11 protein-coding genes are annotated in these 16,007 nt (G+C 53.7%); 5 read left to right on the top strand and 6 right to left on the bottom strand.

Annotation, left to right across the window (positions count from 1 at the left end):
• Positions 1-207: 207 nt before the first annotated feature.
• Positions 208-2,796 (top strand): DUF3945 domain-containing protein, encoded by a 2,589-nt coding sequence (locus tag GO988_RS22365; protein WP_198173006.1) that lies wholly within the window; start codon positions 208-210, stop codon positions 2,794-2,796.
• A gap of 78 nt (positions 2,797-2,874) precedes the next feature.
• The gene (locus tag GO988_RS22360) at positions 2,875-4,296 is read left to right on the top strand and encodes a toprim domain-containing protein (RefSeq protein WP_157569788.1); all 1,422 of its coding nucleotides are present in this window, start codon (positions 2,875-2,877) and stop codon (positions 4,294-4,296) included.
• 166 nt (positions 4,297-4,462) lie between these two features.
• On the opposite strand, the gene GO988_RS22355 is transcribed toward GO988_RS22360, so the two are convergent.
• Positions 4,463-5,839: a Y-family DNA polymerase gene (locus tag GO988_RS22355; RefSeq protein WP_157569787.1), complete on the bottom strand. Its 1,377-nt coding sequence runs from the start codon at positions 5,837-5,839 to the stop codon at positions 4,463-4,465.
• Between the two features lie 11 nt (positions 5,840-5,850).
• Positions 5,851-6,321: a LexA family protein gene (locus GO988_RS22350; protein ID WP_157569786.1), complete on the bottom strand. Its 471-nt coding sequence runs from the start codon at positions 6,319-6,321 to the stop codon at positions 5,851-5,853.
• 291 nt (positions 6,322-6,612) lie between these two features.
• Here GO988_RS22350 and GO988_RS22345 point away from each other — a divergent pair, with 291 nt between their 5' ends.
• The 3 genes from GO988_RS22345 (at position 6,613) to GO988_RS22335 (ending at position 10,173) form a co-directional block, all read left to right on the top strand.
• A complete protein-coding gene (locus GO988_RS22345) occupies positions 6,613-7,224 on the top strand; it encodes a hypothetical protein (protein ID WP_157569785.1) in 612 nt (203 codons plus the stop codon).
• Between the two features lie 108 nt (positions 7,225-7,332).
• Positions 7,333-8,424, top strand: a complete 1,092-nt coding sequence (locus tag GO988_RS22340; RefSeq protein ID WP_157569784.1) for a dsDNA nuclease domain-containing protein — start codon at positions 7,333-7,335, stop codon at positions 8,422-8,424.
• A 48-nt stretch (positions 8,425-8,472) separates the two neighbouring features.
• Positions 8,473-10,173, top strand: a complete 1,701-nt coding sequence (locus tag GO988_RS22335) for a coiled-coil domain-containing protein (protein WP_157569783.1) — start codon at positions 8,473-8,475, stop codon at positions 10,171-10,173.
• A gap of 95 nt (positions 10,174-10,268) precedes the next feature.
• Here GO988_RS22335 and GO988_RS22330 read toward each other — a convergent pair whose 3' ends face one another.
• From GO988_RS22330 to GO988_RS22315, 4 genes are all read right to left on the bottom strand, one after another.
• On the bottom strand, positions 10,269-11,228 hold the full coding sequence (locus GO988_RS22330) for a site-specific integrase (protein WP_157569782.1): 960 nt from the start codon (positions 11,226-11,228) through the stop codon (positions 10,269-10,271).
• 255 nt (positions 11,229-11,483) lie between these two features.
• A complete protein-coding gene (locus GO988_RS22325) occupies positions 11,484-12,350 on the bottom strand; it encodes an Abi family protein (RefSeq protein WP_198173005.1) in 867 nt (288 codons plus the stop codon).
• A 700-nt stretch (positions 12,351-13,050) separates the two neighbouring features.
• Positions 13,051-13,836 (bottom strand): ZIP family metal transporter, encoded by a 786-nt coding sequence (locus GO988_RS22320; RefSeq protein ID WP_232341663.1) that lies wholly within the window; start codon positions 13,834-13,836, stop codon positions 13,051-13,053.
• Between the two features lie 4 nt (positions 13,837-13,840).
• The gene (locus tag GO988_RS22315) at positions 13,841-15,973 is read right to left on the bottom strand and encodes a heavy metal translocating P-type ATPase (protein ID WP_157569780.1); all 2,133 of its coding nucleotides are present in this window, start codon (positions 15,971-15,973) and stop codon (positions 13,841-13,843) included.
• Positions 15,974-16,007: the final 34 nt, after the last annotated feature.

Below are 16,007 nucleotides of genomic sequence, written 5' to 3'. Positions count from 1 at the left end.
ATGTTCGACAGATTAAGGCAAGTAGTTGGAAAAGAGCTAGATGAATTATCTGTGCAAGTGGTTTCCTAATATGGAAAATAATGCTTTAAAGATAGCTGGATTCTGATTAGGTAAAATTGTCATAATTCAGGGTGTGAGGTGGTATATTTGCTTATGCTAGCTTCCCGATAGGGGAGAGGTATGCCTAACTATTTTACTAACAATAACATGCCTGAACAAACCGAACCAAATTCCGGGGCTGGCGACCAGCAAGTTCGCCAGCCCGCTGTGGCGGTATCCGAAAAGCCCGAACAGCAGGCACAGATTACTCCCGTCCCGACGCAGATGAAGCCCACGACACGCCCAGCTGCTAAGGCTAAGACGCTCACCGATGACCGCGACGACTTTATTCGTAATGCGGTGCCGGTGGCCGCTGCCCTGCGCCGGAGCGGTAAGTCCCAAGAAGCGAAGCAACTAGAGTCGGTTGCTAGTGCCATCCTGCAAACGAAGTCGCTGGAGCGCACGGCCGCCCCCGAGCAGGCGCAGGCCCCCGGCAAAGAAGAGTCAATCAAAGACCTGTTGGCTAACGTGTACAAGGCCATCGACCAAGACCCAGCGTTGAAAAATATGCCGGAGGCGAAGGAGATGCGGCGGGCCAGCAACAAGCTGGATAAGGATGGCATGCTCAATATCACCGTGCGCAATGGAGTCGTGACGAGCTTCGTCAGCAACTTCACCGACAACTTCAAGCGTACCCAACAGGCCACCCCAGCCGCCGTCGCAAAGCCAGCTACTGCCCAGGGCGTACCCGCTCCTGGGGTGGTGGCTACGCCAGCATCGGCCGCCTCAGCCGTCGAAACCTCTGCCCCTGGGGTATTGGCCGTGCCGGCCGACGACTCGCAGCTGAAAGTGGCTACCATTCGGCTCACGTTCAACACGCCCGAGGAGCCCGGCCGCGGAATGCCCGACGTGCTGAGCAAGCGGTTTCAAGATGCCGGCGCCAGTGCGGAGGTACTTTTAACCAAGCCTGCCCTAGTGGCCGGGCAAAGTGTTTCGGAGCTAAAGGTGAGCTATCACCTCGATACGCCAGGCATTGAGAAGGTGAGCGCGCTGCTCGATGCGGCCGTCGTGATGCGGGGGAGCAAGGTGCAGGAGATGCCAGGCGACCCACAGGCGCGCAAGGAAGCTGCCAGCCAGGAGCACGAACGCCTAGCGCAGCAGGCCCGACAGCAGCAGCAGGCTCAGACCGAGCAGCAGACTCGCCAGCAGGCCCGCGAGAGCGTGCAGCAACTGGTGGAGAAGCCGGCAGCGTCGTTCCAGGCCTACCCAGCTTATACGCTCTTCGCGCCTTCGACCGAAAACGGCATCATTGACAGCCGCAAGGCCATTCCCCACGACAGCCAGCATCTCAATGTGGCCATCAGCGAGAAAGGCGAGTTTGGCCTCAACCCCAAGGTTGACCAGCAGCGCCTGATTGGCGACGGCATCGGGTCGATGAGCAAATTCTTTGACTATGCCCTACCCACGTCGGGTTTTAAGATTGCCCACGTCGGCCTAGCCGAGCCCGGCCAGTTGAAGCAGACCGAAACCGGCTGGGAAGTAGTAACCAAGGGTAAGCTTGCCATTACCGATACGGAGGGTAACGTATTCAAGCCCCAAGTGAGCGCCCCGCAGGCCATCACTCCTACGCCCGTCGCGACGGTGGCTCAGGCCGCCCCAGCGCCGCAGCCGACTCCCAGCAAAGGAGAAGTTCTCTATGCCAACGCGCCGCCCCACTCGGACGGGGTGATTCGCAAGGACATGCTCAGTGGTCAGGCCGCGCACTATTCCCTCTTTCAAATTCAGGTAGACCCCCGCGATACGAACCGAGCCATTCTGTTGCCGGCTCCTGGCAAGGATGATATGTTGGTTAACGCTCTCAAAGACACCATTGGTAGCGTTTACCAGATAAGCGGTCAGCCCGAGATAGGCAAGCGGAACTTGGCAGTCGAAACGCCTACCCAATTGGAGCGCACGGCCGACGGCTGGCGCGTGATGGAAAAGGGCCGTGTATACTTCAGCGCGGCCGAGACGGTGTATCAGGCGCAGCAGCCGGCGCCAGTGCAGCCGGCGGCCCCGCAGGCCCCGTTGGTGGTAGCTCAGGGCAAGGCTTTCAGTGTGGCCGACCTGCCGATAGAGTTGCTGACTAAAGTGGGCGTGCCAGTAGCTGAACTGGAGCGTGCTGGCCAGCTGCAAAAGCTGCTGGATGGCCAGAAAACCGACCTCATTCCCAACCTGATGCTTGCCGGGCCGGATGGCCAGCCCACCAAATTTGCCGCCAAGCTCGTGCTCGACCGCGACACCCAGGGCGTGGCCACGCTGCGCGTAGACTTGCCCAAGCACGAGCTGGTGATTCCACCCCAGGTGATGGGCAAGGAAATTACGCCCGCCATGCAGCAGCAGCTTAAGACTACCGGCGTAGTGCCCCTGGCGGAAGGCTTTAGCGATGGTCAGGGTAAGGCTCTTGCCGGCTACCTAGCGATTGACCAGGAAATGAAGCGAGTAGTGTACGTGCGCCCCGAAGGCCTAAGTGTGCCCAAGGAGGTATACGGCGCGAAGCTCAGTGCCGAGCAGCAGAAATCGCTACTGGAGGGCAAGCCCACCCGCGTAGAGGGCATGACCCATCCGGGCGAGAATAAGCTAGTGGATGCCCTGGTGCAGCTTGACCCACTTAAGAAGGCTTTCGTCTTTCGGGATACTACCGCCCGGCAGGTGCCGGAGCAAATAATTGCCCAGGCGCAGACCCCACCCGCACGCCGACAAAGTGTGCGGATGTAAACAATACCTAAACTTACTGAGAATCAGCTCCCGATATTCGGGGGCTGATTTTCTTTTACCGACACACCTCCGCTACCTATGCAGCAGCCCCGCGAACCAGAGCTTAATTTCAACCAAGTCAAGAAGGATATCAATCTGGTTGATTTGGTGCTCACTCTCGGCTACCAGCACAACCGGGCCAAAAGCGGCTCGGACATCGAGAAAGGCAAGTTTCACACCTTCGACTACAAGGGAAAACCTAGCCTCGACCAAGTCATTATTTACAAAGCGCCGTCGGGCGACTACCTCTATTTCAACCGGGCCGATGACCGGGATAAGGGTAGCGTCATCGACTTTTTAAAGAACCGCATTGAGAACCCGCGTATTGCGGGCATCGTGGCCAGCCCGGGCAAGAACGTCTGGGCCAGCGTTATTGAAAACGCCAAGCGGTTTCTCAACCTACCCCCAGAAGTGCGTACTGTCAGTCCCCAACTGCAACAGCGCATTGAGCCGGTGCAGCGCGGCGAAGGTTACATACCCGAGTTTCTACGTAAGACGTTGCCCTTAACGGATACGCGCTACCTCAACAGCCGGGGTATCAGCAGCGAGACGCTGGCCAGCCCTCTATTTGAGGGCCGCATCCTGAATCATGTGCACGAGGGCACTACCAAGGATGGCCAAGCGTATAAGTTTATCAATACGGCCTTTCCCCAGCTTTACAAGGATGGTATTGTAGGGCTGGAAGTCAAGGCCAACGGCTTCAAAGGGCAAGCAGCCGACTCCCTCAATTCGGCCGCCCTGTGGCTCTCGAAACCGAACACCAAAACCAACACGCTGGTAGTGGCCGAAAGCGCCATTGACGCGCTTTCCTATCACCAATTGAAGCAGCCCACCAATGCGGTCTACGCCTCGACTTCGGGCCAGCTGACCGATAACAAGGTGGCTGAAATCAAGCGGGTGATTGAGAATACCAATCTTAAGACGGTGAAGCTGGCGATGGATAATAACCTGGAGGGGCATCTGTTCGATACCCGGCTGATTGCCGGCCTGGCGCGCCCCAACACCCCAATGGGCATTGAGCGCACTCAGCCCAGTATCATAACGGTCAGCATCTACTCGGTGCAGGACGAGCCCGTAGTTAAGATGCACCAAGCTGCTAAAGCGTACAACCTGCGCGTGGTAGAGGATTACCGCAAGGCGGGTGGCCAAGACACGACGGCTAGCCCTACGCTTGATTCGGAGTTGATTAAGGTAGCTAGGATAGATACCCACCGCTACCAATTCCACGTGCCGAAGCGCCTGGAAACGCTGGCCTTTTTCAACCAAGCGCTCATCAACTCCTTTCCGATGGTGGCCAAGCTGGAGCTGGAGAAGTCACGGGCTAACGATTGGAACGACCAACTCAAGGAGCAGCTAAGGGCATCGGCGCAGGCGGTAGCTCCCGTCAAGGAGCAGGGCCAGCATCCTCAGCACCAGGCACCCGAGCAGGACGCACCTCGACGTCGGGGGCCACGTATGTGAGCTAGCCTAAGGATTGTCCTCACCCAAAACTAAAACGGTCGTTTTCTGAGACGCCCAACCCGCCGCAAACTCACTTGGTCCCCAACCCGGCTGACCTGCGCTTGCTACCGTTGTTTTCCGTTCGTTTTATGAGACACCTGCTATCACTTATCTCGTCTGCCCATGGTCAATTGACCAGCAGTAAATCTTCCAGCCGGGTCGTAAATGCGGGGGAGCGCCACTGCGCTTTGCCTTCCCAGGCTGGCCGGTTGTTGCCGACGGTTGCTGGTAGTTCGGCCGGTGCCGACAGTGCCGTGGCCAGGCGCACTGTGCCGCGGCCGAAACGCTGGTTTAGCGCGTCCAAGCTGGCCATTAAGCTCGGTCGGCTAGCCCGCGAACTCTTTTCTTCCCTTTCGTTCTGCGGTTGAGCGGCGGTAGGAACTGGGCTAAATAGACTAAGCTGCTGACCAGTGCCGGGAGGCTCCAAGCCGTCGAGGACTACGCCGGCCTTATGATAAGCGGTACCCGGCTCCCACAAGCGGCCGAGTAGAGAACTGGCGTAGCTCAGTAATACCGTTGTGTCAGCTGTCGGACCTCCTGGCAAGGTCAACGTGGCTGACCGGGAGTAGGGTGGGAGTACGTGCGGTGCAAAGCGGTTTTTGCTGATGTACACTGTCAGCACGTAAGCGGTATCCCCCTGTGCCCGGAGCTTTTCGGCGGCCCGTGAGAGAAAGGTGGCCACTGCTGCCTGTACATCCGCATAGCCCGTTAACGGCCGGCCAAATGTGCGCGAGCAGCTGATGCTCTGCCGGCTCAGGGTCCCGTCTTCCGAAGGATGCAGGCCTACGCAGGGACGGCCCTGTAACTCTTGCACCAATCGCGCCCCTACCACGCCTCCCAAATGCTTGCGTGCCCAGGCGTCAGAAACGCGGGCTAAATCGGCAGCTGAGTCGATGCCGGCGGCTGTGAGCTTGGCGGCGTACTGGCGGCCAATACCCCACACGTCGCCCACGGCCACTTGCCTGAGCGCCCAAGCTTGGCGCTCGGCGCTGTCAAGGTAGAGTACCCCATCCAGGTCTGGGAGTTTCTTGGCTAAGCGATTAGCGAGCTTGGCTAGGGTCTTGGTGGGCGCTACCCCCACACAGGTAGGAATGCCCGTGCGGCGCTTCACGTCGGTCCGAATGGTATGAGCCAAGTTGTCCAGGCGACCCAAGTAAGGAGTCAAGTGCTTTTCCAAGCCGTGCAAGTCCAGAAAAGCTTCATCAATCGAGTATATCTCGATAGCCGGTACTCGCTGGGCGATGCAGTACATGACCCGCGCACTCATGGAGCCGTAGAGGGCGTAGTTACTGGAGAACACGGCCGCGTTATTAGCTCTCAGCAATTCCTTGACCTCGAAATAGGGAGCCCCCATCGGAATACCGAGCGCCTTCACTTCCGCGCTCCGGCTCACGACGTTGCCATCGTTATTGCTTAGGACCACGACAGGGCGCTTCTCATAGCGCGGCTGGAATACGCGCTCGCAGCTCACGTAAAAATTGTTGGCGTCTACTAGTCCGAACATATCTGGGGAGCTTAGTCGCGAGTCCGCAGCAGCGCTGCGAGCTTGCCGGGTACCAATTCGTGCAGCACGTGCGTGACTACCCCCCAAATGCTGACTTCGTTGGTGTCCCGAATCTCGTAAGGCTGGTAGGCCGGATTAGCTGGCATAAGCCACCAGGAACCTCCTTTGCAAACTAATTGCTTAACCGTGCACTCCCCCTCGACTACTGCCACTACGATGTGGTTATGGTCGGCTTCTAGCTGTTTATCAACTGCCAGTAAGTCCCCGGCGTGAATTTCCGCGCCGGCCATACTTTCGCCCGAGACCCGCACTAGGTACGTTGCATCGGGATGGCGCAGCAACAGCCGGTTCAAGTCAAAGAGTTCATCTTCAAGATGGTCGGAGGCCGGGGAGGGAAAGCCAGCCGGTACGGTGCAGCTAAAAAGCGGCAGGAAGAAGGGAGTTTCGGTCGCTACAACCGGGATTAATTCGACGTCACTCATCGGCCAAGGAAACTTAGACTGGTCGCAAGTATACGTTATTGCCAATCAAATTAGTTTTAAATTGGCTAAAATAAGTAGTATATAGGCTCACTACTGAGGAGAATTAAGCCAGCGCGCAGATTAGAAATGAGCTACTATTCGGAAAAGCCACGGTTAGAGCTTACCTTTTGGAAGCAGCGAAGTATCGCGTAAATCGGTCGCTTGAGCTAGGTAGTTTTGCCCAGTCAACTGCCTCCATTCTTTCCTGCTCGGCCTGGGAAGAAGTAGGTCCCCGAAACCATTCCTCTCTTAATGGCTAAAAATGCCAGCCCTTCGTCTTCAGCCAGTAGGCCGGTTGTACCAACTCCTGAAGCCAATTTTGACTTAACTGCTCTCGTGATTCCACCTAGTTTGTCCATAGAGGAGAAGCTACTGGCTATTGAGCGACAACTTGCTGCCTTACCAATGGAGGTCTGCGTCGTGTTCAATGCCGAAGGGCAAGAAGTTCTTCGAGTACAGAGCAGCGATTTCAGCGTAGAATTTACCAATCAACAGGTAGGGCAAGCGCACGGGGGATACATGACCCATAATCATCCGGCAGGTACGGGATTGAGTTGGCGCGATGTGCGCACGGCGCACCATTTGAACCTCCTGCAAATTCGGGCCGTTTCTAATTTGGAACCGCCAGTAGTGCACGTCATAACTCGACCTACTGACGGCTGGGCTACCCAGGAATGCGAACAGCTATGTGTGAGCGAGTTTAGTCGAATCAAGACTAAGTTTGGAATGCCGGGGATAGTCCCGGAAGATTACCCGATTAGCTTAAAAAAGAAAATCAACACCCGCCTAGGCAAGTTCGCAGTAACTAATGCTGGCCGTTTCGAGGGCTTCTTTGATGGAATAGGTGAGCAGGGCCATCTGTAATATGGCCCGTAGCAGGGACACACGTACGTATAGCAGGTGCTACATTTGGCTTTTGTGCTTAGCATTGTCTAAAACTTGCGACCCTCAGCAAGCAACCTACTATAGAGCATGAATATAAAGGATAGGGTATTTTCAGTGGTGCCGAGGGAGAATAGCGGCCCAATGGCTTCTAATAGATTTGATTTTCAAAAGAATTGGGCGATTACTAAAATATTAGAGCTTCATGCTAAGCCGGGAGATTATTTAGTCAGTTTTGAATACCACGACGATATTATCGTTTTTGACTCTAGCTCTGACCCTAAGAAAATATCATTCTATCAAGTTAAAACCAAGACAGAAAAGGCTGCTCACTGGACTGTTAATGCGCTAATCAAGAGGGAGAGTGGAAAAAAAGGCCCGTTAAATTCTTTTATGGGTAAATTATATGACAACATCATCAAACATAATGATGATGTCTTATCTCTAACTTTTGTAACTAATTCAAGAATAAAAGGCAAGCTTTCTAATGATGTAAGTTGTGCAGATATTTCAGGATTTTGCTGCAATCAATTGTGTGATAAGGATTTAAGCACAATAATAGATGCATTGAAGGCAGAACACTCATTGAATGACCTTGGCAATTTCAAGAATATAATGTTCTTCAAGTTAGGGGAATTAGATATCAACCACCATGACCAATTAGCAAAGGCGCAATTAGCGGACTTCATTGATTCCAAATTCCCTGGTGCCAAATATCAGATTGTTCCTCTATACAAAAGCATATTTGATGAAGTTAGAAAGAAAAGTAACGTTGAAGAAGTAATAGTGGACTTTGAAACACTTAAAAGAAAAAAGTCAATTAGCAGGGACGATTTCGACAAGTATTTGGAAGTAGTAACTAAGAATTCATCAATTGAATCTACAATGGCTTCTATTGAAGGAAGGTTAAATGCAGAACAGGTCAGCGTGAGCTTCATAAAAACATTCAAGCGCTACGCGAAGCTATTCGAGGTAGAACGTATGAACTACGCAAATCGGATGCTCAAAACTGTTATTGATGAATCTAATCTAATTGTCAAGGCAAGCGCTTGTGATGAAGCGACGCTTTGGGCAACCTTGGATTGCTTATTTGCGGAGGTGAAGAAGACCATTGCTGCAGCTAGCTTTATAGAAGATGATTATTTGAGAACGATACTCCTTTTTCACTTCTACGAACAATGATAAAAGGCAACTTCAAGCAACTCGTTCACACCCTGCGAAATTGGCCAAATGAAGGCATTTTACTTAAAAGAGATACTGCTTCTATCCCAAAAGGAAAAAAGCGCCCTAAGCTTAACCTTCGACAAAAGAAGGACGGTGATAGTGGGAATGAATAGTACAGGCAAATCTTGCCTGATGAAATCAATCTACTATACGTTTGGAGCGCAGCCGCATCAGCTACATCCAAGCTGGCAGGATGCAGAAGTAGTTTCTATAGTTCGCTTCACAGTAGACAGAGTTCCCTATTCTATGATGAAGCAGGGTAACTTTTTTACTCTATTCGATTCGGAGGGAGAAGTGCAATTCCAATCGACCAAAGTGTCTGAACTAGGAAGTGTATTAGCAGAACTATTTGATTTTAAAATCAAACTAGTAAATCAAAAGGCAGAAATAGTTGTCCCCCCGCCGGCCTACCTTTTCTTACCTTATTATGTTGACCAAGATTTGGGGTGGGCCAAAAATTGGTCTTCTTTCGACCGTCTTTATCTACCTAACCCAAAAAGCGACCTTGTTAGCTACCATACTGGGCTTAGGCCTAATGAGTTCTTTGAAGCAAAGGGAGAAATAAAGCTAATTGATGAGAAAATTAAAGTTCTTTCCACCGAAGAGAAAGTAGTAAAAGGGCTATTAGCAAATCTGAGAGAAAAAATTGCTAAAACTGAATTTAGCGTAAATATCGAAGAATTTCAGAAGGAACTATCTGACTTATTAGTAGTATGCGAAGACCTGAATACCTCACAAAATAAAATCAAGCATGATTTAGCACATCATTACAATGCGCGAATCAGTGTTGATGCTCAATTAGAAATAACTAGGCGAGCTCTTGAAGAAACTCAGGAGGATTACACTTATGCAGTGGAAACACTCAATGACGTGGTCTTGTGTCCCAGTTGTGGTGCTGAATACGATAACTCTTTTGCAGAGCGCTTCGATATGGCTCAGGATGAGCAAAAGTGTTTAGACCTAATAACAGAATTGAAGGAAGAGTTAGTGGCAATTGATAACAGCATATCAGTTGTATCGGAACAGTTCAGCAATAACAATTATATTATTCATGATATCGAGAAACGTTTGGGAGTCAAAAAAGAGGAAGTAAAGCTTAAAGACTTGATAGCTAGCGAGGGCAAGCGTGAAATTAAGAACATGCTTGAAGAAGAGGTTGCCCTGTATACGGAACGCCTTAAGGAGGTATTGATTGAGAAGAAACGCTACGAGGATGTCATGAAGGATTCTGAAGACAAGGAGCGTAAAGAGCTTATCAATGGGAAATATCTAGGCTATATGTCTAAATTCTTAATAGGCTTAAACGTGCTTTCCCTGAAAGAGAAATTTTATAAAGCAATGACTTCCACAATTAAGGAGTCAGGAAGCGCTAAACCCAGAGCATTGATGGCTTATTATTATAGCATTTTGCACTTGGCACGCGAATACGGTTCATCAGCTTTTTGCCCAATAGTTATAGATGCCCCCAATCAGCAAGGGCAGGATAAAGAGAATTTGCCTTTAATGCTGCAATTCATAGTTGATAATCAGCCGAGAGAGTCCCAACTGATTTTAGCTATTGAGGAGACACATGGAATTGACTTTGATGCCAAGATGATTAACCTCACTCATAAGCGCCGGCTACTCGACCCTGAGCAACTTGGGGTTGTTGCTGAACGGATGCATCCGTTCTTAGTTAAAGCAGCTAATTTCTCTGCACTCCAATAACTATTATCCTGTTTTTAGTTAAGAGTAGAAAGAATGAATGTTTAACTCGACATTGGTTAAACGGATTAACAAATCAAATTGGTTGGTTAATCTGATTAAAGGCCCAATTCTTTGGCGGCATTATGTTGCTGCACATTGTCGAGGCGGGTGTAGCGGCGAATCATAGCACTGGTCTTGTGTTTGGTCTGGTTCATGATTTTGCTGTCATCAGCCCCGTTGAGCTTGGCCACCGTGACAAAGGAAGCCCGCAATGAGTGGGCAGTGTAGTCTGGCCCTAGGTAACGCTGCACCAGCGTATTGATTGATTGGTCAGACAGGCGATTAGAAGTCAATCGGTTGCCTTTACGAAGCATGACGAATACTGGCCCTTCACTACGTTCCATCTGTTCTAGCCAAGCCTTTAGGGACCGGATAGGACACACGGCCGGCTCGGGCGAATAGAAAATAGCCTTTTCCTCGTAGTCACCAAGCTGGTTGGTTTTGCTTCTGCGCAGTGATACGACTAGGCAATCCTCGGTAAAGCATAAGTCCTGCACGTTCAGAGCTGTCAGTTCCGAGCGGCGAAAAGCCCCGGTAAAGCCCAGTAGCAGGATGGCCCGGTCGCGTAGTCCCGTCATTGTCTGGATATCCAGGCTCCTCACCAACTGCTTGAGTTGAATCAGGGAGAAGGCGGCAGCTTGCTTTTGCCGCACGCCGTGCAATCGGCGTACGCCGTCCATAAAAATCTTAAACTGTTTGTCATCGGTTGGCGAGTCCACGCCGCGCACGGCGTGGGCCTTACTAATGGCGGCGCAGTGCTGTTCGAGCGTGCCGACTTTTTTGCCGGCTTCGGCCAGGTGAGTACAAAAGCCAACCAGTGCATCGACCGATGCTGGTAAGGACTGATGCCCGTGTTCGGCGCACCAGGCGCTGAAGCGTCGCAAGTGAGCTGAGTACGCCCGGGCTGTATTGGGAGCTCCATTCAGCCCGGCCTCGACGTAGCGAGCCGCCGCGCCGGTATGGTGCGCGAGGCCGTGGCCCACGGGATTCACGGTAAGCGCAACCTCGTTTTCCATGTAGCCTATATATAACGGAGTGGACCGCGGTTTTTGGTTCGGTCGGCAAGATAGCAGATAGGTAGTGATAAACTTCACTAATCGCTACCTATCTGAGCTAAGTGAAACCAGTTACCTTATTCACTGGGGCGAGATTTTCCTCGGTTGCTAACTGGCTCAATTAGGCGGGAAGCGTACACTCGCGCTAAGCGCTTTTGGCGGCGCTCAGCCCGCGCAATAGCAATTACCGCGAGACGCAATCGGCCTGGCGGCTGCTTAGTGATGCCAAACAGCTGTCGTTTCCCACTCGGCTGGGAAGCCCATCTTGGTAGCGTCCACCTGGTATTCCCGAATCAGCGCCTCGACCTTAACAGTAAAAGCGTTCCCTGGATTGAAGCACTGCAACAGGTGGTTGATGAGCGCCACCGCCCCGTACATCGTGGTGTTCGCGTCGTCAGGCATGTCCACGGCAAATTTGAACTGCTTGCGTGAGGGAATAGTTGGGCGGTCGGCCGAGAGAATTCTATTCCAGAGCCGGCCGTGGTGGGCACAGACATTGCGAACGTTAGCCAGCCAGAGAAACCACGTATCCAGGGTGGAAGGGGCCTGCTGAAATTCGGTAGCAATTTGCCGTTTTGTCTGGTCGGTTAATAGGGCCCTGAACAGGCGCGCAAGCTCCCCCAGCGATAAGGTTTCCAGTGCCATCTGCGAGGGTGGAAATGGCTCATCTGGATAATTCCGCTTGAATGTCTTCAGAAACAACTCTTTCGGCTGCTTGAACTCTTGCTGAAGTTTTTCTAGAAGCTCCTGCCACTGCCCTATATACTTTCTGTCAAACAAGTTTTCGTCGGTGTACCAGAAAAAGCCATGCTCCAGGCTGTAGTAGTTGGTCAGCTTGGCCCGCAGTACTACTTCCACGCGTTCCATATATTCCATGACAATTGCCCGCAGCTGCTTATCGAATTTATAAGCGCGTACGATGTCATCGAAGCTCGTGCCTTGCACGAAGCGGTGTGAGCGGTCAGCTAATTGCAAGGGGTACATGTAACCACTGAGTCGGTAATAGCCAATGCTATCCAGATACCGAGTCGCGCGCGCCTCGTCAGGGATAAGTAGGTTACGGCTCTTGAGCAGGGTCAGCATATCCGCACTGGAGAGCGGCTGCTTGCGGTACTGGTGGGACATGCTAGACCATATGAAACGGCAACGCCCCTAGCTGCTAAGCTAGAGGCGCTGTAATTTCGGTAAGAAAGCCCCGCAGATGCGCTTGCAAGCCTTGGCGTGCGGGGGATTAATGAGACAAAGGTACGAAATTTCGCCCGAATTCGGGCGATTTCGTTTAGTGAAAAAATCAGGTCTCACATGCAAGTGCCTTCAAACAAGGTATTTATACTCTTGATTTTGCACTATCTCTCTATTTTTATTCATAAAATTTAGGGGCAGGATATTTTCTGTTTTACCAAAAGTTTTTTCTTCGTTTATTAGCTCTCAGTAAGGAGTATTACTCACTACTGAAAGGTCTTGAAAAGAAGTTTTACCTCTAAAAACCATTCGTCATTATGGGCCTCAAACCTGGACCAAAACCAAACAAAGAAGACGGCACACCCGACAGAAGAAGACGGGTTGACCCACCGAACGCACCGAAACACCCCGATTTGAAGCCTCACAAGCATAAAAAAGGTGATTAACGGGCTCAGAGCAGCAAGCTAGTTCAAGCCATATCGTGCAAATTGCGCCTGCAATCCCGCAGATTCCACACCCTAAGAACCCTCGCACCAACTCCTGAAAGTTTAGTGCGAGGGTTCTTGTCTTCTATAAGCCAACTCACTGGGAGGTAGTCGAGCTAGGCGACCATGCCCAGCAACAGAAAGAGCAGGAAGCCCACGAAGAAAGACAGCGTGAGCAGTGGAGTTTCGGTTTCCTCGTGGGCCTCGGTTAGCAGTTCTTCAGTGACTAGGAAGAGCAGCGCCGCCAAGCCAAAAGAAAGCACAATTTCCAGTAGGTTGCCAGTAGCCCCGCGCAGCACCGTGTTTCCGATACCAGCTCCCACGAGCAGCATCAGGGAGGTGCCCGCCACGATGGCCACGGCCCGGCCTTTACTATGCCCGCCGTCGCGCAGCTCCACGGCCGTAGCCAAGCCTAGCGACAGCAGTTCAATGGTCAACGCGATGGCCAGTAAGGTGCCTTCTTTCGCGCCAGCGGCAAAGCCAATGCCGAGCAGCAGCCCATCAATGAGAATGTCGATGCCGATAGCCACCAGCAGGCCCCACGGTAGTGGCGACGCGCTGGGAGAACCCGTACCAACTGATGTTTCGGAGGTCGTTTCCTGCTGCTTTTCTAAGCGCTGGGTAAAGTAGCGCAAGCCAAGCATCGTGGCTACCCCAAGGCCAAAACCAATAGCTACTTCGTAGGGAGCGTGGTGCTGCACGATGTCGGGCAGCAGTTCCACGGCGACGACGGAGAAGATGACGCCAGCTGCGAAGTGAAGAATGGCACTGCGCAGTTTTGGGCCGGGCGCTCGCCACACAGCCAGCGCCGCCCCGGCAATCATGACGATAGCGGGCAGCAGCGAGAAACCTACTAAGGTCGTCCAGGGAGGCGTAACTGCCGTAGGAATAGTCAGTAGCATGAGGTTAGAATTTCATGCGCTGGATGCGCACGGCGTTGAGAATGGCCAGCAGGGCAACCCCCACATCGGCAAAGACGGCTTCCCACATCGTAGCCAGCCCACCCGCGCCCAGCGCCAGGACAACAGCCTTCACGGCAAAGGCCAGCCAGATATTCTGCCACACCACGTTATGCGTGGCACGGGCGATGCGACGGGCCGTGGCAATCTTGCTGGGGTGGTCGGTCTGAATCACCACATCGGCGGTTTCAATGGTGGCATCCGAGCCCAGGCCACCCATCGCAATGCCCACGTCGGCTAGGGCCACCACGGGCGCGTCGTTCACCCCGTCGCCCACGAAGGCCAGCTTGCGGCCCTCGCTCAGGTACTGCTGCACGTACCTGGCCTTGTCTTCGGGCAACAGGCCGCCGTGGGCTTCGGTGATGCCCAACTCCTTGGCCACGCGCTGCACGATGCTGTCCTTATCGCCGGAGAGCATGACGAGCTTGGTGATGCCGTCGGCTTTCAGCTCCCGGACGGCCTGGGCCGCGTCTTCCTTCGGGGCGTCGGCTACGGTGAGGTAGCCGGCGTACTTCCCGTCGATAGCGGCCACCACGATGCTGTCAGCTACCTGGTCTACTTCGGTTGGGTAGCCGACGTTGAACTTGCTTAACAGCTTGGTATTGCCGGCCAGTACGTCCCGGCCGTCTACCCGACCACGCAATCCGTGGCCGGCGATTTCCTCCACGTTTTCTACGGCTACGCCGGCAACTGCCTCCCCGACGTGGGCGACCACAGCGCGGGCAATGGGGTGGGTAGACTTGGTTTCCAACGCGCCAACCAGCCGCAGCAGCTGCGCGGGCTCAGTGCCGGGCGCGGGCTGCACCTGCTGCACGGCAAACACGCCCTTGGTCAGCGTGCCGGTCTTGTCCATCACGACGGTATCAATCTCGCGCAGCACGTCCAAAAAGTTGGAGCCCTTGAAGAGGATGCCCGCCTTGGAGGCAGCCCCGATGCCGCCGAAGTAGCCTAGCGGAATGCTGACGACCAACGCGCAGGGGCAGGAAATGACTAGAAACACCAGCGCCCGGTAAAGCCAGTCGCGAAAAACATAATCGTGCACGACCAGCAGCGGCACCAGCACCAGCAGCGTGGCCAGCCCCACCACGATGGGGGTGTACACTTTGGCGAACCGGGTGATGAACTGCTGGGTCTTGGCCTTGCGGCCCACCGCGTCCTGCACCATTGCCAGAATCTTGCTGAGCTTGGTATCCTGAAAGCCCGCCGTAACGGTCACTTGCACCAGGCTTTCGAGATTAATCATGCCCGCCAGCACGGCTTCGCCCGGCTGCTTGGTTTGCGGGGCCGACTCGCCGGTTAGGGCGGCTGTGTTGAAGCTGGCAGCCGTCGCGTTTAGCGTCCCGTCGAGGGCTACTTTCTCGCCAGGCCTGATTTCCATTATATCCCCCACCTGCACGGCTTTAGGGTCAATGACTAGATTCTTGCCGCCGCGCACCACCGTCACTTCGGTGGCCTGAATTTCGAGCAGGGCCTTGATGCTGCGCTTGGCCCGATTCACGGCCGCGTCCTGAAACAACTCGCCCACGGTATAGAAGAGCATGACGGCCACGCCTTCGGGGTATTCACCGATGGCAAACGCGCCGATGGTGGCGAGGCTCATCAGCAGAAACTCGTTGAACACGTTGCCGCTGGGGATGCTGAGCACGGCCGCCTTGACCACGTTCCAGCCTACCAGCACGAAGGCCAGCCCATACCAGGCCGGCCGCACGTAGCCGGTAAAGAAGCCCGCCTGGTAGTGGTCCAGCGCCAGGCCGACCAGCAGCAGCACTAGGCTAATGCCGGGCAGCAGGTAGGGATTAGCACCGGCCGGGCCGTGGTCATGGTCGTGCTCCTCCTCCTCATCTAGGTCCAGTTCGCCGGAGTCATGGGAGTGCCCGGCGTGGCTATGGTCGTGGTGGTCGTGACCCGCCGGCTTGCCCTCGGCGGGAGCATGGTCGTGACCCGCGACATCGTGGCCCTGGGGCTCGGCCGCAGCTTGGGGCGTGAGCTGCTCGCGGTTGAGCGCGCCCACATTGTCGAGGTTCACCTGCTTGGCGGTGTTCAGTTCCTCGTTGGTATTGGATGAAGTAGGGTCCGGCATATACAGTCTATACAAGCGTGTTAAGAGAAGAGAG

Origin of the sequence: Hymenobacter ginkgonis, from assembly GCF_009755225.1 — a bacterium.
Classification (GTDB): domain Bacteria; phylum Bacteroidota; class Bacteroidia; order Cytophagales; family Hymenobacteraceae; genus Hymenobacter; species Hymenobacter ginkgonis.
This window is presented reverse-complemented; position numbering and strand designations above follow the sequence as displayed.